The organism is Janthinobacterium sp. PSPC3-1, assembly GCF_049896105.1.
Taxonomy (GTDB): Bacteria; Pseudomonadota; Gammaproteobacteria; order Burkholderiales; family Burkholderiaceae_D; genus Janthinobacterium.
Window position 1 is genome coordinate 1 of record NZ_JAFCTQ010000026.1, and the last position, 20829, is coordinate 20829.

Consider the following 20829-nt stretch of genomic DNA (forward strand, 5'->3'; position numbering starts at 1 on the left):
GACCTTGGACAGCAACGCGCTTCAATAGTGCCCGCGGGAGAGGTAAGCAGAATGTGCCGCCCTAGAAAAAAACCGCCCGTATCAAACAATGATGCGGACGGTTTTCGTGACAGCAGCAATGATTCAATTAACCCATCAATCCTGCACGCCCTTCTTCTTCTCTCGCGCCACCACATACAGCAGCACGATCATCACCGCATACGGCAGCAGCGACAGCGCGTCCGAGCTGGCACCGGCGTAGAACGGGTTGCCATGCTCGGCCCAGTCGGCCATCATCTGGTCGAAGTGCGTCAGCACGCCCGCGGTAATGGCGATAATGATGCCGGCCAGGGCGCCGCCGGCGATATAGCCGGAAGCGAGCAGAACGCCCGAGCTGCGGTCGCCGGCCAGCTGGCGTTCTTCCTCGTTCAGCTTCGCGTTGTGTTCCAGCTTGTTGTTGCGGCGGTCTGCCAGCCAGCGGATCACGCCACCGACCATGATCGGCAGGGTCGACGACAGCGGCAGGTAGACGCCGACCGAGAACGCCAGCGAGGCGATGCCGGCCATCTCCAGCACCACGGCGATCATCACGCCGAACAGCACCAGCGTCCATGGCAGCTGCTGGTCGAGGATGCCCTTGATAATGTAGGACATCAGCACGGCTTTCGGCGCATCGTATTTTTTCACTTCCGAGCCGTCCGGGCGCTTGTTGTAGGCGCCGTTGATGCCCGGGTCGACCAGGTAGGCCAGTTGGCCGTCGTCCCTGACGAAATACTTGCCGGCCGGGCCGCCGACGGTATCGGTCTTCTGCCAGACTTTATAGGTGTTGTGGTCAGTTTCGGCCTGCGGGCCATGCAGCTCGCCCGTCACCGTCAGTTTGGATGCGTCGACCGTGAGGCCGGGCGCCACCTGCGCGGCCGGCACGTAGACGGTGCTGGCCTCGTTCAGTTTCAGCAGGATCGGGCCCAGAATCAATGCCGACGACAAGGCGCCCGCCAGGATCGCGTATTGCTGCAGGCGCGGCGTGGCGCCGATCAGGTAGCCGGTCTTCAGGTCCTGGGACGTCGTGCCGGCATTGCTGGCGGCGATACACACGATGGCGCCAACCGACAAGGCGGTGACGTAGTAGCGGCCACCGGTCCAGCCCATCAGCAAAAAGATCAGGCAGGTAAACAGCAGGGTGGCCACCGCCATGCCCGAAATCGGGTTCGACGAGGAACCGATCTCGCCGGTCAGGCGCGACGACACGGTGGCGAACAGAAAGCCGAACACCAGGATCAAGAGCGCGCCCAGCAAATTCATGTGCAGCGGGGTGGCGAAGGTGATCACGGCGATAATCGCCAGGCAGCCTATCATCACCCATTTCAGCGGAATATCCTGCTCGGTGCGCAAGGTCGCATTGGCCTTGCTGCCCTTGCCGATGCCGGCCAGGCCGGCCGACAGGCTGCGCCAGATCATCGGCATGGCGCGCACCAGCGAAATCAGGCCGCCGGCGGCGACGGCGCCGGCGCCGATATACAGCACATAGGCGCTGCGGATATCGTCGGCGCCCATCGCGCTGATCAATTTGGTACCGGGCGACAGCACGGTGGTGAGGTTATCGCCGAAAAATTTGATCATCGGGATCAAGAGCAGATACGACAGCACGCCGCCGGCCGCCATGGTGGCGGCGATGCGCGGGCCGATGATGTAGCCGACGCCCAGCAGTTCGGGCGAAATCTCGGCGCCGATCGAGCCGGCCTTCAGCGGTGCGCCGAATTCCACGCCCGGCGTATCCTTCCAGCCCTTGAACGAGATATTGAACACTTTATACAAGAGGCCGACGGCGAAGCCGCCGAAGATGATCTTGGCGCGGCGCTTGGCGTCCTTTGCGGCGGCCGAATCGGACGCTATGCTTTCGCCCGCGGCGATGCGCGATTCGTCGGTGGCGGCCGCTTTCAGCACTTCGGCGCAGGCCGTGCCTTCGGGGAATTTGAGTTCCTTGTGCTGGTCGACGATCATGGTGCGGCGCATCGGGATCATCATCAGGATGCCCAGCAAGCCACCCAGGATACCCACCAGCATCACGCGCGAGATTTCCAGGTCGAAGCCCAGGATCAGGATCGCCGGCATGGTCACGCCCAGGCCGAAGGCCAGCGATTCGCCGGCCGAACCGGCCGTCTGCGTGATGCTGTTTTCCAGGATCGACGAATCCTTGCCGCCCACTTTCTTGGCCAGGCCGAACAGGGTGATCGCGATCACGGCCACGGGAATCGAGGCGCTGACAGTCAGGCCCACCTTGAGCACCAGGTACAGCGACGACGCGCCAAATACCATGCCCAGGATGACGCCCATCAGCAGCGCGCGGAAGGTCATCTCGGGGAGCTGCGCGTCGGCCGGAATATACGGTTTGACCGTGCCCGGGTTTGCATCTTTCGACATAGGTTCCTCGTTATCTATAAACCAAAACAGCCCGGATTGGCGCCCGGGCTATTTTCTTGAAGCCGTGACTATCGCACAGCCGCGTTTCCCTGAAAAGGTTTTTTGCGTCGGCAGCCAGGCGCAAAGCCGCCGCTGTCATGGTCTATAATCGCTGCCACCGTGCCCTGCACGCTCATGCGAGACTGACTTGACTGCTAACCGATCCGGCTTCCCCTGGCCATCCCGCCGCGCCGTGGTGCGCGGCCTGCTCCTCACCGGCTGCGCCGCCCTGGCCTGCGCCATCGGGCTGGCCGTCTACCTGTTCCTGTATGTGAAACCTCGCCTGCCCGCGCTGGACGTGATTACCGACTACCAGCCGAAGATACCGCTGCGCGTCTATACGGCCGACAATGTGCTGATCGGCGAATTCGGCGAGGAACACCGCGACTTCGTGCCGATCGCGCAGGTGCCGGAAATGATGAAGAAGGCCCTGATGGCCATCGAGGACAGCCGCTTCTACGAACACAATGGCATCGACTTCGTGCGCGTCGGCGGCGCCGTGATGTCCAACCTGCGCCACGGCTTCGGCCATGGCGGCGGCTCCACGCTCACTATGCAGGTGGCGCGCAACTTCTTCCTCACGCGCGACAAGGTCGCCTCGCGCAAGCTCAATGAAATCATGCTGGCCCTGAAGATCGAGGCGGCCCTGTCGAAGGACCAGATCCTCGAGCTGTACATGAACCAGGTCTACCTGGGCCAGCGCTCGTTCGGCTTTGGCAGCGCGGCGCAGACCTATTTCGGCAAACCGCTGGGCGAACTGTCGATCGCCGAGATGGCCATGCTGGCCGGCCTGCCGCAAAACCCGTCGCGCCATAACCCGATCAGCAACCCGAAGCGGGCGCACGCGCGCCAGCAACTGGTGTTGAAGCGCATGCGCGACCTCGATTACATCAGCGACGGCCAGTACCGGCAAGCGCTGGCGCAGCCGCTGCGCTACAACACGCGCGGCAGCCAGGGCTTCGATACGCACGCCGAATACGTGGCCGAACTGGCGCGCCAGGCCGTGTTCGCGCAGTACAAGGAAGACAGCTACACCAAGGGCATCAGCGTCTACACCACTATCCTGAAAGCCGACCAGGATGCGGCCTATGCGTCCACCCGCCGCAACGTGATCGCCTACGACCAGCGCCACGGCTACCGCGGCCCCGAGACCTTTATCGAGCTGCCGCCGGAGCAGGAATTGCGCGACGACGCCATCGACGCGGCGCTGCAGAAACGCCCCGACAGCGACGGCCTGATCGCCGCCGTCGTGACCGATGTCGAAAATGGCAAGGTGACGGTCGATACGGGAGACGGCGAAGCGAAAGTCATCAGCGGCGCCGGCCTGCGCTTTGCCGCCCCTGCCCTGTCCGCCAAGGCGGCGGCCGGCATCAAGCTGCGCCCGGGCGCCGTGATCAGGGTCAGCAAGGACGCGAAAGACAACTGGACCATCACCCAAGTGCCGCTGGTGGCCGCCGCTTTCGTCTCGCTCGACGCCGACACCGGCGCCTACCATGCGATGGTGGGCGGCTTCGACTACAACCTGCAAAAGTTCAATCACGTGACGCAGGCGTGGCGCCAGCCCGGTTCGGCCATGAAGCCCTTCGTCTATTCGGCGGCGCTGGAAAAAGGCTTTTCGCCGGCTACCCTGATCAATGACGTGCCGCTGGAACTGCCGGCCGGCGGCAAGATCTGGTCGCCGCAGAATGACGATTTCAAGTTCGACGGCCCGATCACCATGCGCTATGCGCTGGCGCAGTCGAAGAACGTGGCCTCGGTGCGCATCCTGCGCGCGCTGGGCGTGTCGTACACCCACGACTTCATGGAAAAATTCGGTTTCGATCCGGCGCGCCAGCCGAGCAATCTGACCATGGCGCTCGGTACCGGTTCGGTCACGCCGGTGCAGATGGCCGGCGCCTATGCGCTGTTCGCCAACGGCGGCCACCAGGTCGAGCCGTACCTGATCGACCGCATCGTCGACGCCAAGGGCGTGGTGCTGATGCAGACCAAGCCGCCGGCTCCCGGCGACGACAAGACCCTGGCGCTCGATCCGCGCAACGCCTTCGTGATGGACAGCATGCTGCGCGAAGTGGCCCGTTCGGGCACGGGCGCGGGCGCCACCCGCAAACTGGGGCGCAGCGATATCGCCGGCAAGACCGGTACCACCAGCGACGCCGTCGACGGCTGGTTCGCCGGCTACAGCGGCGGCATCGTGGCGGTGGCGTGGATGGGCTACGACGAACCGAAGTCGCTCGGGGGACGCGAATTCGGCGCCACCCTGGCCATGCCGATCTGGATCGACTACATGCAGACGGCCCTGGCCAGCCGACCGCAAATCACGCGCGCCGTGCCGCCCGGCCTGAGCCAGATCGACGGTGAATGGATGTATGACGAATTCATCGACATGAATGCCGTCAGGACGCTGGACATGGACACCGAAACGCCGACCGATCCGGCGGCGGTGCCGGATGCGCTGCCGGTGGAAACGACGCAATAAATAAAAAGGCCGGGATCGCTCCCGGCCTTTTTCAATGGCGCGCGCCGATTACGCCGCCACGCTCAGATATCCGCGTACCGTGCGCACCGTGCTGTCGGCAAAATCATCGACGCTGACCTTGGCCGCGCGGTACTTCCAGCGTTTGACATACCAGTCCTGGAACAGCGCCAGGCAGTGCGAGGCGAGCATGGTCGCATCGCCCTGCGGCCGCGGGCTGATTTCAAGAATGGTATTGGCCAGCAAGGTCTGCACGTACAATTCGGACTGCTTGGCCATGCTGCGCTGCTCGACCTGCAGCACGCGCGAATCCATGTAGACAAAATAAAACCAGGGCTGCAGGATTTCGGACAGGTAGATCGACGAGCGTATCATCGCCTCTAACCGGTCCAGCGGCAACTTGACGTCGACGAACAGCTGCGGCAAGGCTTGCGTGGCGTGGCGCACCACGTCTTCGATCATTTCGGCCAGTTGATCCTTGCCGGTGATATAGCCATACAGGCCGCCCATCGACAGCCCCGTCTCGCGGCACAGGTCGCGCAAGCTCATGGCGCGAAAGCCCACGTCGTTGGCCAGTCTGAAGGTGGCGCCAAAGATGCGTTCCAGGTTTTCCAGCGCGGGCTTGCGGCGCTTGACGCCGATGCGGCCCGCATGGCGGTCGAGGATGTATTCCCAGATATTGACGCCATTCAAAGGCGTCATCTGCTGGAACTGTTCAAAGTTGAAATGGGTCGACAAGTGCATTCCCAAAAGACAGTGTAAAAACGGCGCCGCCGGGTAGTGCAACCATGACTGCAACCATGGCGGGTGCGCAAATCGGCCCTGATTATAGCGCAGCAAAATCGCCCTTGGCCGTTTCAATCCGGCCATGCCGATGAATCGCAACATCCCGGCAACAACCGTGCTCGTCATATTGCGCTGCAATATGGAATTGACAAGCTTTTCAGCCACGGCGGTGCTACATTTCAAAAACCGAGCGCTCGCTATATTAGCTGCAACACAGATTGCGGCGGATGGCGGCGCCGGTACCGCTACAGCATCGACATTTCCCATTAAAAAATAACGGAGACAAAATGAAGACTCGCTTCTGGCAATTGCTGTCCACCCTCGTCCTGGCCTGCTGCATCGGCCTGCCTGCCACCGCCGGCGCCGCCGGCTATACGCAAACCAAATATCCCATCGTGCTGGTGCATGGCCTGTTCGGCTTCGACAAGCTGGGCCCTGTCGAGTACTTTTACGGCATCCCCGCCGCCCTGCGCAGCGGCGGCGCCAATGTCTACCTGACCACCGTCTCGGCCGCCAACAGCACCGAAGTGCGCGGCGAGCAACTGCTGTCGCAGGTGCGGCAAATCCTGGCCGCCACCGGCGCGGCCAAGGTCAATCTGATCGGCCACAGCCACGGCGGCCCCACGGCGCGCTATGTGGCCTCCGTGCGGCCCGACCTGGTGGCCTCGGTGACCAGCGTGGCCGGCGTCAACAAGGGCTCGAAGGTGGCCGATATCCTGGCCGGCACGATACCCAATACCAGCGGCGCGCTGGGCACCGCCCTCGCCTCGCTGATCGGCATTATCTCCGGCAACCAGGGCTTGCCGCAAAACGCCGGCGCGGCGCTGGCCTCGCTGTCGACCAGCGGTTCGCTGGCCTTCAACAGCCGCCATCCGCAGGGCGTGCCGACCACCGCCTGCGGCGAAGGCGCCTACCAGGAACGCGGCGTCCACTATTTTTCGTGGAGCGGCGCCCAGCCCTACACCAATGCGCTCGACGTGGGCGACCCGGCGCTGGCCGCCATCAGCCTGGCCTTTGGCGGCGCGAAAAACGATGGCCTGGTCAGCAGCTGCTCCAGCCACCTGGGCAAGGTGATCCGCGACGACTACGCCATGAACCACCTCGATGAAGTCAACCAGTTCATCGGCATCGTCAACCTGTTCGAAACGTCGCCGGTCACCGTGTTCCGCCAGCAGGCCAACCGCCTGCAGGGCCTGGGCCTGTAAGGGAGCGGCCATGCGTACGCACACGACCCTGATCGCGGCCGGCGCACTGGCCGCCCTGGCGCTGTACTGGTCGCTGGCGCCCGGTGAGGCGCCGGCGCCGCCACCGCAAAAGGAAGACCCCGACCTGTTCGCGTTCGTGCGCTCGATGGAAGGCACGCGGCCCGACGGCAATCTCGTGGCTGCCGGCGAGACGCTGGTGGTCGATGCGGAACTGGGCCACCTGTTCGACTATTACCTGGCGGGCCTGGGCGAAAAGCCGCTGGCCGCGATCCGCAGCCAGATCGAGCTGGAACTGGAGCGGCGCCTGGCGCTGGCGCCGGCGCGCGAAGCGAAGCGCCTGCTGGGGGCTTATCTGGACTACAAGCAGGCGCTGGCCGGCATCGAGCAAGCCCTGGCGCCGTCTGGCGATGCGCTGCAGGCGGCGCAAGCGCGGCTGCAGGCCATGCGCGCGCTGCGCGCCACTTACTTCACGGCGCAGGAAAGCGCCGGCCTGTTCGGCCTGGACGACGCGCGTGATGATGACGCCGTGGCGCGCATGACGGTGCTGGCCGACGGCACACTGGGCGAAGAGGACCGGCGGCGCAAGCTTGCCGTGCTTGATGCGGCCCTGTCGCCGGCCCAGCGCCGCGAACGCGACGCGCCGCTGCAGGTCAGCGCGCTCGACGACGCGGTGCGCGCCCTGCGCGCGCAGGGCGGCGGCGACAACGAAGTCTACCGCCTGCGAGCGGCCACCTTCACGCCCGAGGCGGCGGCGCGGCTGGCCGAACTGGACCGCGAAGAATCGCACTGGCAGCAGCGCATCATCGCCTGGCGCGCGCAAAAGGCGGCGCTGGGCGCCGGCGATGCGGCGACCCTGCAGCAATTGACCAATACGCTGTTTTCGCCGGACGAGCAACGCCGCCTGGGCGCCTATGAGTAGTCGAGCGCTCATGCCAGCGCCGCCAGCAAGGCCGCCGCCGCCATCACGTCAGCGCTGGCGTGGCCCTGCGTGTAGCGGCCATGCACCGGCAGCAGCAGCGCGCGTGCTTCGCCGCTTTGCCCCTGCGCGCACATGACGGCCGCCAGGCTGGTGGCGCAGCGCAGCTCCCAGCCCAGCGCGCGCTGCGTGCCGGCCAGCCGCAAAGCCTCGTCCAGCAGCCGGCGCACCAGTTCCAGTCCTTCCGCGTCGCCGGCGCGCAGGCCATGCCAGCGGCGCAGCGCGGCGCGGCGCAGCACTTCGGGCGCGCTCCATGGCGCCTCGCCGGCGCGTGCGCGCCGCAGCGCTTCGCCGCTGGCCGCCGCGTCGAACAAGGTGGCCATCACATCGGCCTGCAGCGGCCAGGCCGAGGCCGCGCCTGACTGGCCGCCGCCGTCAAGCGCCGCCTGGTAGCTGCTGCCCCAGCCATGCCAATACAGCAAGCCGTGACGCGCCGCGTGCTCGCACAGCACGCCGGTCCAGGTGCGCGCCAGCGCGTGCTGGCCGCACCACAGGGCGACGGGGATGGCGCTGAAGGCCAGCGCCACGCACAGCGACACGCCGTTGTGGGCAAAGCCCAGTTCGACCGCCTCGCGGGCAATCTCCAGCGCATCGTCAGGGCGGCCCATCAGCCACAGGCAACGTGCCAGGTTGCCGCGCAGGCAGACCTGGTGATCGGCCAACAAGGCGTTGTTCAGGCTGCGCTGGCCGGCGCCATCGGGGTGATCGAGCACCAGGCGCGACAGCACCGCCGCCTCCGCATGCCGACCCTGCAAGTGTTCGCCGGCCGCCAGCATGCGCGCGCGCACCAGTTGCATGGCGGTATCGCCGTCGCGCTCGCACAGCGCCGCAAATTGCGCCGCGCAGGCGTCGGCGGCACGAAAGTCCGCCAGCGCCATCTGCGCGATCCACAGGCCGCACAGGGCTTCGGCGCACCCGCCAGATTCGCCCGCCGCCGGCGCCAGCCTGCTGGCGCGCTGGAATTGCGCCAGCATGGCGCCGCTCACGCCTTCGGTATGCAGCAGCAGATGGCCGAGCGACGCGCGCAGCCGCAGCTCGCTGGCCGCGTCATCGGCGCCCTGCTCGGCCATCCGCGCCAGCGCATGCTCCACCCGCAAGCGGTATTCATCCATCAGCGACAGCTGGTAAAACAGGGTGTGCGTGGCCAGGGTCAGCGCCACCCCCAGCGCCAGGTCGCCGTGCGCGCCAAAGGCCCAGTCGATGGCGGCGCGCATGTCGTCCACATGCCGCCGGTACGAGGCGCTCCAACTGGCGGCCGGCAGGCGTTCCCAGTCGGCGGCGATGCAGCGCGCCAGCGCCAGGCAATGCAGTGCGTGGCGGCGAAACACGGCCGCCTGTTCGCCGGCCAGCGCCAGGTGCGCGCAAGCATAGGCGCGCGTGGTTTCCAGCAGCCGGTAATACACGCGCTCGCAGCAGGTCTCGACGCTGACCAGCGACTTCGACGCCAGGTCGGCCACCGTGTCATACACGTCGCGGCCGGCCACGGCGATCGCCGATTCGAGCCGGAAGCGGTTCTTGAACACGCTCAGCGCCTGCAGCACGCTGCGCTCTTCCGCGTCAAGCAGGCCATAGCTCCAGTCCAGGGTGGCGCGCAGGGTCTGGTGGCGCAGCGGCGCGTTGCGCGGACCGCGCACCAGCAGGCGAAAACGGTCATCGAGCTGGCGCCGCAAGCCGTACAGGCCGAAATGGCCGATGCGCCCGGCCGCCAGTTCCAGCGCCAGCGGAATGCCGTCGAGACGGCGGCAGATCTCGACCACCACCGGCAGGTCGGCGTCGGCCAGCACGAAGCTGGCGTCGACGGCGGCGCAGCGTTCGGCAAACAGCTGCACCGCCGCGTAATGGCGCAGCGCCGCATCAAGCGGCGGCAATTCCAGCACGGGCAGGCGCAGCAACTGCTCGCACGAGATGCGCAGCGGTTCGCGGCTGGTGGCCAGCACCTGCAGTGCCGGTGCGCCCTTGAGCAGCATGTCGGCCAGGGCGGCGGCGGCGGCGATCACATGTTCGCAATTGTCAAACACGATCAGCATCTGGCGCTGGCGCAGATAGGCCAGCAAGGCCGGCATCGGGTCATGCGCCGGTACCGCCACGCCCAGCGCCGTGGCCAGCGCCAGCGGCGCCAGCTGGCCCTCGGCCACCGGCGCCAGGTCGACAAAGCAGACGCCATCGGCATGGCGGCGCAGCACCCGCATGGCCAGCGCCACGGCCACCGTGGTCTTGCCGATGCCGCCCGGGCCGACGATGCTGAGCAAACGCACCTGCAGCAACTGGCCGGCCATCGCCTGCACGATGTCGCCGCGCCCCATCATGCGCGTCAGCAGCACCGGCAGGTTGTGGCGCACCTCGGCGACGGCCGTGCCGGCGGCGGCCGCCTCGCCCGCGCGCGCCACCGGTGCCAGGAAGCCGTAGCCGCGGCCGGCCACGGTGGTGATATAGCGCTGGCCATCGCGCCCGTCGCCCAGCACCTTGCGCAGCGCCGCCAGGTGCACGCGCAAGGTGGCGTCGTCGACCACCGCATTGGGCCAGACGAGGGCCAGCAATTCATGCTTGTCGACGATGTCGCCGGCGCGCTCCAGCAAGGCCAGCAACAAGTCCATGGCGCGGCTCCCCAGCCTTACCGCACGTTCGCCTTCCAGCAGCCGGCGTTCGAGCGGCAATAGGCGAAACGGGCCGAAGACATAGGCCGGGACAGAGCTGTTCATCATGGTGCTTGGTGGAGAATGGTCTCAGGACATGCGGTGTGCCAGGCATTTTACGGAAATTCTGCGCGCCGCCGGCATGGCGCCATGTATGACCGCTGTTACATATGGCAATCAGGCGAAGCGCGCGCGGCGTCCAGCAAGGCCCGCACCTGCGCCTCCGGCGCGGGCCGGTGCAGGTAGTAGCCCTGTACCTGCCGGCAGCCCAGGCTGCGCAGCATGGCCAGCTGCACGCCATCTTCGACGCCTTCGGCCAGCACCTGCAGGTCCAGGCTGCGCGCCAGCGCGATGGTCGAGGCGACGATGATGGCGTCCTTGCCGTCGCTGCCGATGTCGGTAATGAAACAGCGGTCGATCTTGACCGTGTCGACCGGCAGCATCTTGAGGTGATGCAGGCCCGCATAGCCGGTGCCATAGTCGTCGAGCGCAATGCGCACGCCCAGCGCGCGCAGCTTCGACAGCACCGCGCACGCTTGCGCCGTGTCGTCGATCTGGCCGCTTTCCGTCACTTCCAGTTCCAGCAAGGTGGCCGGCACATCATGCTGGCGCAAACAGCGCTGCACGGTGGCCAGCAGGCGCGGATCGCTCAGCTGCTGCACCGACAGATTGACCGCCACCGGCACCAGCGCCAGCCCGGCGGCGCGCCACTGCGCCAGTTGCCGACAGGCGGTGGCGATGCCCCAGTTGCCCAGCTCGACGACGGTGCCGCGCCGCTCGGCCAGGGCGATGAACTCCTGCGGAAACGTCAGGCCGCGCCCGGGCTGCTGCCAGCGCAGCAGCGCTTCCAGGCCCACCAGGCGCAATTGCGCCGTATCGAACTTGCCGTGGTAGTGAAAGCAGAATTCATTGTTGCGCAGGGCGCTGGCCAGGCCAGCCACTAGGCGGACAGCCGCAGCACGGACTGCGCGCCGGACTGCCGTGCGGGCGGCAGGCGGGCAGGCTCCTGGTGCAGGCGAAATACGCTGACCACCTGCTGCAGCCGCGCCGCCTCGCTTTCGAGCGACTGCGAAGCGGCCGCCGCCTCTTCCACCAGCGCGGCATTCTGCTGCGTCACCTGGTCCATCTGCACCACCGCCTCGCTGATCTGGCCGATGCCGGTGCCCTGCTCGGCGCTGGCGGTGGTGATGTCGCCGACCATGCGGCTGACCCGTTCCACCGCCCGCACCACGTCCTGCATGGTGGCGCCGGCCCGCGTGACGAGCGCCGAACCGGTTGACACCTGCTCGCTGGAGGTGGCGATCAGGGCGCGGATATCGCGCGCGGCCGACGCGCTGCGCTGCGCCAGGTTGCGCACTTCCGTCGCCACCACCGCAAAGCCGCGTCCCTGCTCGCCGGCGCGTGCCGCTTCCACCGCCGCATTCAGGGCCAGGATATTGGTCTGGAAGGCCAGCATGTCGATCACGCCGATAATGTCGGCGATCTGCGCCGAGGAACTGCTGATCGCTTCCATCGTGCTGATCACCTGCCCGACCGCCTCGCCGCCGCGGTTGGCGATCTGCGCCGCTTCCAGTGCCAGGGAGCTGGCCTCGCGCGCATTGTCGACATTCTGCTGCACCGTGGAGCTCAGTTCCTCCATCGCCGACGCCGTCTGTTCCAGCGAACTGGCCTGCTCTTCGGTGCGGGCCGACAAGTCCACATTGCCGGCCGCGATCTGGGTCGAGGCGGTGGCGATGGTATCGGTACCGCTGCGCACCTGCCGCACGATATCCTGCAGGTTGCCGTTCATGACAGCCAGCGCGTCGAGCAGCCGGCCGGTTTCATCGGTGGCATGCTGGCCGAAGGTGGAACTGAGGTCGCCGGCGGCCACCGTCTGCGCCACGCCCAGCGCATGCTGCAAGGGGCGCACGATGCTGCGCGTGACCAGCCAGGCCGTGATAATGGAAAACACGATGGCCGCCGCGCTCAGCGCCAGCACCATGGCGCGCGCCGCCAGGTATTCTTCGCGCACGCGCTGACCCGCTTCCACCATCAGCTGGTGCTGGTGGTTGATCAGCGTTTCCAGCGCGGCCATGTAGCGCAGCTGGTCGGCGCGCACCGTTTGCAGCAGCAGGGCCGACGCTTCGTCGCGCGCGCCGTCGTACAGCAGCGCCAGCACCTTGTCGCGGCCCGCATTGAAGACGCCGCGCGCCTCTTTTACAGCCAGCATCATTTCCTTGCCTTTGACGGAATCGACCATCTTGTCCAGCTCGCCCAGCTTCTGCTCGGTCGTGGCGCTGGCCCTGGCGATGGTATCGCGCTCCTGCGCCACCTGATCCAGCTCGTACATCAGGAACAGATTGCGCGACGAACGCGCGATCACGTTGACCTGCTTGATGATGTCATTGGCCAGCACGGTTTTCGGATACTCGCTGTCGACCACGCCGCGCATGCGCTCGTCCAGCGAGGACAGGCGCAGCAAGCCCAGCGCGGCAGTGGCCAGCAACAGCATGGTCAGCACCGCGAACGACCAGCGCAAGCGCGTTCCGATATTCATATTCGCCATATTTCTCGCATTCTTCAAGGTGAGGCTGATCGCCATGGCTGCCGCCGCCCGCCGTGCGGGACGACAGGACGAAACAGGCTGCAGGGTCGGCCGGGAGTGGGCAAAGGCAGGAGCGAAGATGGCATGCGCCGTCATCCGCGCCAGGGCGCATGATGCTACGGCGGCCAGTGTGAGTTATCCGACAAGCAATGTCGCGTTAATTTTTGCAAAATTTTGCTTAGATAACAAAACATCCATTTTCATAACACTGTTTTCCTGGCAAGGGCCGGCATCGCCAGGCTGGCGTGCGGCCATGCAAAACGGCCGCACAAAGGCGGCCGTCCGGTTCGACAACAGGGCGATGCCGGCAGCTTAAAACTCTTCCCACTCGTCGTGCGACGGCGCCGCCTTGCGCGCGGCGGGCGCCGCTTTCAAGGCCGGACGCGCAGGGACAGCGGCGACGGCGGCACGCTGCACCGCGCGCACTGGCGCAGCCTGCACGCCATCGAGCCTGAACACGCTGACCACCTGCGACAAGGTGCCCGCCTGTTCCTGCAGCGAGGCGGCCGCCGCCGCGGCTTCTTCCACCAGCGCCGCGTTCTGCTGCGTCACCTGGTCCATCTGGCCGATGGCCTGGTTGATCTGATCGATGCCCGAGCTTTGCTCCTGCGTGGCCAGGCTGATCTCGGCCATGATATCGGTCACGCGCTGCACGCTCGAGACGATGTCGGCCATGGTGCCGCCCGCCTCCGCCACCAGCTTGCTGCCGGCGTCCACCGCCACCACCGAGTCGCCGATCAGGGTCTTGATTTCCTTGGCGGCAGCCGCGCTGCGCTGCGCCAGGTTGCGCACCTCGGTGGCGACCACCGCAAAGCCGCGCCCCTGCTCGCCGGCGCGCGCCGCCTCCACGGCCGCATTCAGGGCCAGGATATTGGTCTGGAAGGCGATGCCGTCGATCACGCTGATGATGTCGACGATCTTGCGCGAGGCATCGTTGATGGCGTCCATGGTGCGCACCACTTCCCCCACCACGACGCCGCCCTTGACGGCCACGCCGGAGGCGGTGCGCGCCAGCGCATTGGCCTGCTGGGCGTTGTCGGCGTTCTGGCGCACGGTCGACGTCAGTTCTTCCATCGACGACGCGGTTTCCTCCAGCGAGCTGGCTTGCTCTTCCGTGCGCGAGGAGAGGTCCAGGTTGCCGCTGGCGATCTGGGTCGAAGCCGTGGCGATGGTTTCCGTGCCGCCGCGCACCTGGCCGACGATGGACACCAGGCTGGCGTTCATGTCGTGCAGGGCCCGCAGCAGCTGGCCCGTCTCCTCGGTGATGGTCACGACGATGCGGCTGGTCAGGTCGCCGGAGGCCACCGTCTGCGCCACTTTCACGGCCTCGATGATGGGCCGCGTGATGGCGCGCGTGATGAAGGCGGCGCAGGCGATGCCGGCCACCGCGGCCAGCAGGCCGAGGATCACCATCAGGCTTTCCGAGCGCACCACCGCGGCGCCGCCAGCCTTGACGCTGGCGTCGGCGATCTGGTTATTGAGCGCGATAATCTGGTTCAGCGAGGCTTCGGCCTTGCCGAACAGGCCGCGCGAGTCCAGATACTGTTTGTAGAAGTCGACAAACAGGTCTTTCTGCTTTTGCTCGTCGGCGTTTTTCGCCAGCGCGTCGAGCACGCTGCCGACCTTGTCGTCGCTGCTTTTCCAGGCCGCCCATTCGCCCTGGAAGCGCTGCCACAGCACGGCCTCCTCGGGCGTCTGCGGCAGCGGCTCGTACAGCTTGCGGCCGGTTTCGATGCTGGCCCAGGCCCTGGCCCGCAACTGCTGCGCTTCGCGGAACTTGTCCTGCGCCTGGTAATTCGTTTCATAGATGGCGGCGCTCAGGGTACCGGCCGCCACCGCCGTCTGGCCTTCGCTCATTTGCAGCAGGCCCTGGATCGACGGCAGGCGCACCACGCCGATTTCATTGACGGAATTGCCCACAGTGGCGATGCCGGCATAGCCGCTGATGCCGACGACGATCAGCGCCGCCATCATGACGGCCACCAGAACCGCCAGTTTCCATTTGATCAGTAGATTCTTGAACATGTTATTACCCCTAATTGAGACCGATACAAGCCAGGCAAGTTCGTGCTGGCGGGTTCGGATGGAACGGCTGGCGCTTGCAGAACGCTTGCGGGGATGGGGCAAACACGTCGTGACATTTGGCGAGATTTATATGTCGCCAGCATAGAGGAAAAGTCGCGCCCTGGCAGTGTCATACCTGATACAAACCGGCTTTTAATCGCGGCCTGTGGCGTATCAGAAACAGCTGTGCCCTCGAATGGTGCAGAAATAAAATTCTGTAAATATTTTCCCGGAAAGGGATGGCTGGTCGCGCAATTGATATTCGTCTAAGATGGACGACAAGACCACAGCGGAACCACCATGGCTTATCTTATCGAACAAAAACTGGTGATCGGCGTCGCTTCGAGCGCGCTGTTCGACCTGTCCGAATCGCACCAGGTGTACCTGGACAGCGGCCCCGAGGAATACCGCAAGTACCAGGAAACCCACCTGGACACGGTGCTGGGCCGCGGCGTGGCCTTCCCCTTCATCCGGCGCTTTTTGAACATCAACAAGCACCATCCGCACGAGGCGCCGGTGGAAGTGGTGCTGTTTTCGCGCAATTCGCCGGAAACGGGCTTGCGCGTGATGCACTCGATCGCCCATTATGGCCTCGATATTTCGCGCGCCGCCTTCATGACCGGCAAATCGCCCTACCCCTACCTGCCGGCATTCAACGCCTCGCTGTTCCTGAGCGCGAATGAAGACGATGTGCGCGGCGCGCTGGCCTGCAATTTTCCGGCCGGCCTGGTGCTGCCGTCGCGCACCGAGGACGACGAGGCCGACGACGAGCTGCGCGTCGCCTTCGACTTTGACGGCGTGATCGCCGACGACGAGGCGGAAACCGTCTTCAAGCGCAATAACGATGTCGACGAATTCCACGCCCATGAAACCCTGAACGTGGGCACGCCGCACCGCCCCGGCCCGCTGGCCGCCTTGTTCCAGAAACTGGCCACCATGCAGCGGCTGGAAGAGCGCGCGCAAAAACGCGACCCGGCCTACAAAAAGATCCTGCGCATCGCCATCATCACCGCGCGTAACGCGCCCTCGCACGAACGGGTGGTCACCACCCTGAAAAGCTGGGGCGTGGCGGCCGACGAGACCTTCTTCCTGGGCGGCATGGACAAGTCGCGCGTGCTGGCCGTGTTCAGGCCGCATATCTTTTTCGATGACCAGCTGAGCCATCTGAAGTCAAGCGGCGGCACCATCCCCATGGTGCATGTACCGTTCGGCATAGCGAATGTGCGCGCGGGCGATGGTCTATAATCGTGCCTGCTGGCGCCGTCATGAAGGGCGCCGCGCGCAATACAGTCTTTCCTGTCAACTGCCTCTGTCACCAGTGTCATCGCCTGCATGTCCTTAGCCCTGAAAAAATCGCTCCCCAAGCCCGGCAACCGCTACGCGCTGCCCGCCCTGTATGGTTCATCCGACGCCTATGCGCTGGCACTGGCCGCTTTGGAATTGAAGTCGCGCGGCCAGATGCTGGCCGTGGTGGTGGCACAGGCCAGCGACGGCCAGCGCCTGCTCGATGAAATACCGTGGTTCGGCGGCAAGGAACTGCGCTGCCATCTGCTGCCGGACTGGGAAACCCTGCCCTACGACGCGTTTTCGCCGCACCAGGACCTGGTCTCCGAGCGCCTGGCCACGCTGCACGAAATCCGCAGCCGCCAGTGCGACGTGCTGATCGTGCCGGCCACCACCGCGCTGGTGCGCCTGGCGCCGCCCTCGTTCCTGGCGGCCTACACCTTCTTTTTCAAGAAGGGTGAAATCCTCGATGAAGCGCGCCTGAAGTCGCAGCTGACCCTGGCCGGCTACAGCCATGTGTCGCAGGTGATGTCGCCCGGCGAATACTCGGTGCGCGGCGGCCTGCTCGACCTGTTCCCGATGGGCTCAGCCCTGCCCTACCGGCTCGACCTGTTCGGCGACACCATCGAAACCATCCGCACCTTTGACGCCGACACCCAGCGTTCACTCTACCCCGTGCACGAAGTGCGTTTGCTGCCGGGCCGCGAATTTCCGATGGACGAAGCGGCGCGCACCACCTTCCGCAGCCGCTGGCGCGAACAGTTCGAAGGCGATCCATCGCGCTCGGTGGTCTACAAGGACATCAGCAGCGGCATCGCCTCGGCCGGCATCGAATACTACCTGCCGCTGTTTTTCGAGGAGACGGCGACCCTGTTCGACTACCTGCCGCCGGACGCCTCGCTGGCCCTGGTGGGCGAGATCGACGCGGCCATCGGCCGCTTCTGGACCGACACGCAGTCGCGCTACCGCTTCCTGAAGGCGGACCGCGAGCGCCCCATCCTGCCGCCCGAGTCGCTGTTTTTAGGCGACGAACAGTTCTTTGCGCTGGCCAAGCCGTATGCCCGCCTGGCCATTACCAAGTCGAACGATGCGCTGGCGTCCGAACTGTCGGCGCCCTTGCCCAACATCGCCGTGAACCGCCGCGCCGACGACCCGCTGGCGAACTTGCGCAGCTTTTTGCTGCAGCCGGGCCGCAGGGTGATGGTCTGCGCCGAATCGAACGGCCGGCGCGAAACGCTGCAGCAGTACTTTGCCGAATACGACCTTCACCTCACGCCGGTGGAAGGCAGCGACGGCTTCCTGCAGTCCGACGCGAAACTGATGCTGGGCGTGGCGCCGCTGCATGCGGGCTTCGAGCTGTACACGGACGAAGGCAACCTGGCGTTCATCACCGAGACCGAGCTGTATGCGGGCTCGGGGCGCCGCGTCGGCAAGAAGAAACAGGAAGGCGTGACCCAGGTCGAATCGATGGTGCGCGACCTGTCGGAGCTGAAGATCGGCGACCCGGTGGTCCACATCAACCACGGCATCGGCCGCTACATGGGCCTGACCAGCATGGACCTGGGCGAAGGCGAGACGGAGTTTTTGCATCTCGAATACGCGAAAGACACCAAGCTGTATGTACCCGTGTCGCAGCTGCACGTGATCTCGCGCTATTCGGGCGCCTCCCCCGAAGACGCACCGCTGCATTCGCTCGGTTCGGGCCAGTGGGAAAAAGCCAAGAAACGCGCGGCCGACCAGGTGCGCGACACGGCCGCCGAGCTGCTCAACCTGTATGCGCGCCGCGCGCTGCGCCAGGGCCATGCCTTCGAGTATTCCTCGCACGACTACGAGCGCTTTGCCGACAGCTTCGGCTTCGATGAGACACCGGACCAGGCCGAGGCCATCCACAACGTCATCAAGGACATGACCTCGGGCAAACCGATGGACCGCCTGGTATGCGGCGACGTCGGCTTCGGCAAGACCGAAGTGGCGCTGCGCGCGGCCTTTATCGCCGTCATGGGCGGCAAGCAGGTGGCCATCCTGGCGCCCACCACCCTGCTGGCCGAACAGCACGCGCAGACCTTTGCCGACCGCTTCGCCGACTGGCCGGTGCGCATTGCGGAATTGTCGCGTTTCAGGAGCGGCAAGGAGATCACGCAGGCGTTCAAGGGCATGGCCGACGGCACGCTGGACATCATTATCGGCACCCACAAGCTGCTGTCCGACGACGTGAAATTTACGCGCCTTGGCCTGGTCATCATCGACGAGGAACACCGGTTCGGCGTGCGCCAGAAAGAAGCATTGAAAGCCTTGCGCGCGGAAGTCGATGTGCTGACCCTGACGGCCACGCCGATTCCGCGCACCCTGGGCATGGCGCTGGAAGGCCTGCGCGACTTTTCGATCATCGCCACGGCGCCGCAAAAGCGCCTGGCCATCAAGACATTCGTGCGCAGCGAAGGCGAAGCGATCATCCGCGAAGCCTGCCTGCGCGAGCTGAAACGGGGCGGCCAGATCTACTTCCTGCACAACGAGGTGGAGACCATCCAGAATCGCCTGGCGATGCTGACCGAGCTGCTGCCCGAGGCGCGCATCGCCGTGGCACACGGCCAGATGCACGAGCGCGACCTGGAAAAAGTGATGCGCGACTTCGTCGCCCAGCGCTTCAATATTTTGCTGTGCACCACCATCATCGAGACCGGCATCGACGTGCCGACGGCGAACACCATCATCATGCACCGCGCCGACAAGTTCGGCCTGGCGCAGCTGCACCAGTTGCGCGGCCGCGTGGGCCGTTCGCACCACCAGGCCTATGCCTATCTGCTGGTGCACGATGTGCAGGGCCTGACCAAGCTGGCGCAGCGCCGGCTGGACGCGATCCAGCAGATGGAAGAGCTGGGCAGCGGTTTTTATCTCGCCATGCACGACCTGGAAATCCGCGGCGCCGGCGAAGTGCTGGGCGAGAGCCAGTCCGGCGAAATGACGGAAATCGGCTTCCAGCTGTATTCGGACATGCTCAACGAGGCGGTGCGCTCGCTCAAGGCCGGCAAGGAGCCCGACCTGGCCGCGCCGCTGGCCTCGACCACCGAAATCAACCTGCACGTGCCGGCGCTGCTGCCGGCGGACTTCTGCGGCGACGTGCACGAACGCCTGTCGATCTACAAGCGGCTGGCCAACTGCGCCACGCAGGACAAGATCGACGATATCCAGGAGGAGCTGATCGACCGTTTCGGCAAGCTGCCCGACCCGGTGAAAGCGCTGATCGAGACGCACCGCCTGCGCATCGCGGCGAAAACCGTGGGCATCGTCAAGATCGACGTGCATGGCGAAGCCGCCACCCTGCAATTCATGGCACAGCCGCCGATCGACCCGATGCGCATCATCGAACTGATACAGAAGAACCGCCATATCAAGCTGCACGGCCAGGACAAGCTGAAGATCAGCGCCGCCATGCCGGACCTGGCGGCGCGCGTGACGCAAATCAAGACCACCATCAAGCAATTGACCGTTTAGACTTTTACCGCAGGCTACCATGACCAATACCTCTTCCATGACCATGAATCTGATACTGCAGGGCGTCGACGGCGACCCGGCGCGCCTCGAGCGCATCGCCGCGCTGGCCGCGCCGACCGGTATCACGCGCCTGGGACCGCATGCGCTGCGCTGCGAAAAAATCAGCTACTCCAAGGCGTTGCTGCCGACCATCGAGGTGGCGGCGCAGGCGGCGCAGCTGGACGCCACCTACCTCATGGGCCGGCGCACGCTGAGCGAATTCAAGCTCGTCGCAATGGACATGGATTCGACCGTGATCACCATCGAGTGCATCGATGAAATCGCCGACATGCAGGGCCTCAAACCGCAGGTGGCGGCGATCACCGAAGCGGCCATGCGCGGCGAACTCGATTTCGCGGCCAGCCTGACCCAGCGCGTGGCGCTGCTCGAAGGCCTGGACGCCTCCGCCCTGCAGCGCGTCTACGACGAACGCCTGAAACTGTCGCCGGGAGCCGAAAAAATGCTGGCGGCCGTGAAAGCGGCCGGCCTGAAAACCTTGCTGGTGTCGGGCGGCTTCACCTTCTTCACCGAACGCCTGAAGGAACGCCTGGGCCTGGACTATACGCACGCGAATGAACTGGAAATCGTCGACGGCAAGCTGACCGGCAAGGTCATCGGCGGCATCGTCGATGCGGAAGAAAAACAGCGCACCGTCGAACGGGTCTGCAAGGAACTGGGCATCTCGCCGGCGCAGGCCATCGTCATGGGCGACGGCGCCAACGACCTGAAAATGATGGGCATCGCCGGCCTGTCGGTGGCCTTCCGCGCCAAGCCCGTGGTGCGGGCCCAGGCCGACGTGGCGCTCAATTTCGTCGGCCTGGACGGCATCCTGAACGTGCTGTCCTGATGCCGGG

Annotated in this window: 14 protein-coding genes; 8 read left to right on the forward strand and 6 right to left on the reverse strand. The window is 65.5% G+C overall.

Annotated elements, in window-relative coordinates; genetic code table 11:
• Positions 1 to 135: 135 nt before the first annotated feature.
• On the reverse strand, positions 136 to 2400 hold the full coding sequence (locus tag ACP7B7_RS22555) for an OPT family oligopeptide transporter (protein WP_426078158.1): 2265 nt from the start codon (positions 2398 to 2400) through the stop codon (positions 136 to 138).
• Between the two features lie 187 nt (positions 2401 to 2587).
• On the opposite strand from ACP7B7_RS22555, the gene ACP7B7_RS22560 reads away from it, so the two are divergent.
• Positions 2588 to 4915 carry a penicillin-binding protein 1A gene (locus tag ACP7B7_RS22560; RefSeq protein ID WP_426078159.1) on the forward strand — a complete coding sequence of 776 codons (2328 nt, stop codon included), beginning with the start codon at positions 2588 to 2590 and terminating at the stop codon, positions 4913 to 4915.
• 48 nt (positions 4916 to 4963) lie between these two features.
• On the opposite strand, the gene ACP7B7_RS22565 is transcribed toward ACP7B7_RS22560, so the two are convergent.
• A complete protein-coding gene (locus ACP7B7_RS22565) occupies positions 4964 to 5656 on the reverse strand; it encodes a TetR/AcrR family transcriptional regulator (protein WP_426078160.1) in 693 nt (230 codons plus the stop codon).
• Positions 5657 to 5786: 130 nt separating this feature from the next.
• Here ACP7B7_RS22565 and ACP7B7_RS22570 point away from each other — a divergent pair, with 130 nt between their 5' ends.
• The 3 genes from ACP7B7_RS22570 to ACP7B7_RS22580 are packed head-to-tail and all read left to right on the forward strand — an operon-like array spanning position 5787 to position 7822.
• The gene (locus ACP7B7_RS22570) at positions 5787 to 5975 is read left to right on the forward strand and encodes a hypothetical protein (RefSeq protein ID WP_426078161.1); all 189 of its coding nucleotides are present in this window, start codon (positions 5787 to 5789) and stop codon (positions 5973 to 5975) included.
• A gap of 10 nt (positions 5976 to 5985) precedes the next feature.
• On the forward strand, positions 5986 to 6903 hold the full coding sequence (locus ACP7B7_RS22575; RefSeq protein ID WP_426078162.1) for a lipase family alpha/beta hydrolase: 918 nt from the start codon (positions 5986 to 5988) through the stop codon (positions 6901 to 6903).
• 10 nt (positions 6904 to 6913) lie between these two features.
• Positions 6914 to 7822 carry a lipase secretion chaperone gene (locus ACP7B7_RS22580; protein WP_426078163.1) on the forward strand — a complete coding sequence of 303 codons (909 nt, stop codon included), beginning with the start codon at positions 6914 to 6916 and terminating at the stop codon, positions 7820 to 7822.
• 8 nt (positions 7823 to 7830) lie between these two features.
• Here ACP7B7_RS22580 and ACP7B7_RS22585 read toward each other — a convergent pair whose 3' ends face one another.
• The 3 genes from ACP7B7_RS22585 to ACP7B7_RS22595 all read right to left on the reverse strand — a co-directional run bounded on the left by ACP7B7_RS22585 (position 7831) and on the right by ACP7B7_RS22595 (position 13030).
• A complete protein-coding gene (locus ACP7B7_RS22585; protein WP_426078164.1) occupies positions 7831 to 10581 on the reverse strand; it encodes an ATP-binding protein in 2751 nt (916 codons plus the stop codon).
• Positions 10582 to 10676: 95 nt separating this feature from the next.
• On the reverse strand, positions 10677 to 11453 hold the full coding sequence (locus ACP7B7_RS22590) for a putative bifunctional diguanylate cyclase/phosphodiesterase (RefSeq protein WP_426078165.1): 777 nt from the start codon (positions 11451 to 11453) through the stop codon (positions 10677 to 10679).
• Positions 11453 to 13030: a methyl-accepting chemotaxis protein gene (locus ACP7B7_RS22595; protein ID WP_426078166.1), complete on the reverse strand. Its 1578-nt coding sequence runs from the start codon at positions 13028 to 13030 to the stop codon at positions 11453 to 11455. Before ACP7B7_RS22595 ends, ACP7B7_RS22590 begins: the two co-directional genes overlap by 1 nt.
• Between ACP7B7_RS22595 and ACP7B7_RS22600 the strand changes: the two genes are divergently transcribed.
• Entirely contained in the window at positions 13002 to 13412 is a 411-nt protein-coding gene (locus ACP7B7_RS22600) for a hypothetical protein (protein ID WP_426078167.1), read from the forward strand. The genes ACP7B7_RS22595 and ACP7B7_RS22600 overlap by 29 nt on opposite strands.
• Here ACP7B7_RS22600 and ACP7B7_RS22605 read toward each other — a convergent pair.
• Positions 13409 to 15121: a methyl-accepting chemotaxis protein gene (locus ACP7B7_RS22605; protein WP_426078168.1), complete on the reverse strand. Its 1713-nt coding sequence runs from the start codon at positions 15119 to 15121 to the stop codon at positions 13409 to 13411. The two genes, ACP7B7_RS22600 and ACP7B7_RS22605, sit on opposite strands and share 4 nt — an antisense overlap.
• A gap of 339 nt (positions 15122 to 15460) precedes the next feature.
• Here ACP7B7_RS22605 and ACP7B7_RS22610 point away from each other — a divergent pair, with 339 nt between their 5' ends.
• The 3 genes from ACP7B7_RS22610 (at position 15461) to serB (ending at position 20822) form a co-directional block, all read left to right on the forward strand.
• Positions 15461 to 16405, forward strand: a complete 945-nt coding sequence (locus tag ACP7B7_RS22610) for a 5'-nucleotidase (RefSeq protein ID WP_426078169.1) — start codon at positions 15461 to 15463, stop codon at positions 16403 to 16405.
• An 87-nt stretch (positions 16406 to 16492) separates the two neighbouring features.
• Entirely contained in the window at positions 16493 to 19936 is a 3444-nt protein-coding gene (gene mfd / locus ACP7B7_RS22615) for a transcription-repair coupling factor (RefSeq protein WP_426078170.1), read from the forward strand.
• A 43-nt stretch (positions 19937 to 19979) separates the two neighbouring features.
• Positions 19980 to 20822, forward strand: coding sequence for a phosphoserine phosphatase SerB (serB, locus tag ACP7B7_RS22620; RefSeq protein WP_308925782.1), 843 nt, complete (start codon positions 19980 to 19982; stop codon positions 20820 to 20822).
• Positions 20823 to 20829: the final 7 nt, after the last annotated feature.

Bases quoted from the DNA above. Each gene is read 5' to 3' on its own strand.
- ACP7B7_RS22555 (WP_426078158.1), bottom strand. From the start codon at position 2,400: ATGTCGAAAGATGCAAACCCGGGCACGGTCAAACCGTATATTCCGGCC.
- ACP7B7_RS22565 (WP_426078160.1), bottom strand. From the start codon at position 5,656: ATGCACTTGTCGACCCATTTCAACTTTGAACAGTTCCAGCAGATGACG.
- ACP7B7_RS22570 (WP_426078161.1), top strand. From the start codon at position 5,787: ATGAATCGCAACATCCCGGCAACAACCGTGCTCGTCATATTGCGCTGC.
- ACP7B7_RS22575 (WP_426078162.1), top strand. From the start codon at position 5,986: ATGAAGACTCGCTTCTGGCAATTGCTGTCCACCCTCGTCCTGGCCTGC.
- ACP7B7_RS22580 (WP_426078163.1), top strand. From the start codon at position 6,914: ATGCGTACGCACACGACCCTGATCGCGGCCGGCGCACTGGCCGCCCTG.
- ACP7B7_RS22585 (WP_426078164.1), bottom strand. From the start codon at position 10,581: ATGATGAACAGCTCTGTCCCGGCCTATGTCTTCGGCCCGTTTCGCCTA.
- ACP7B7_RS22600 (WP_426078167.1), top strand. From the start codon at position 13,002: ATGGTCAGCACCGCGAACGACCAGCGCAAGCGCGTTCCGATATTCATA.
- ACP7B7_RS22605 (WP_426078168.1), bottom strand. From the start codon at position 15,121: ATGTTCAAGAATCTACTGATCAAATGGAAACTGGCGGTTCTGGTGGCC.
- ACP7B7_RS22610 (WP_426078169.1), top strand. From the start codon at position 15,461: ATGGCTTATCTTATCGAACAAAAACTGGTGATCGGCGTCGCTTCGAGC.
- mfd (WP_426078170.1), top strand. From the start codon at position 16,493: ATGTCCTTAGCCCTGAAAAAATCGCTCCCCAAGCCCGGCAACCGCTAC.
- serB (WP_308925782.1), top strand. From the start codon at position 19,980: ATGAATCTGATACTGCAGGGCGTCGACGGCGACCCGGCGCGCCTCGAG.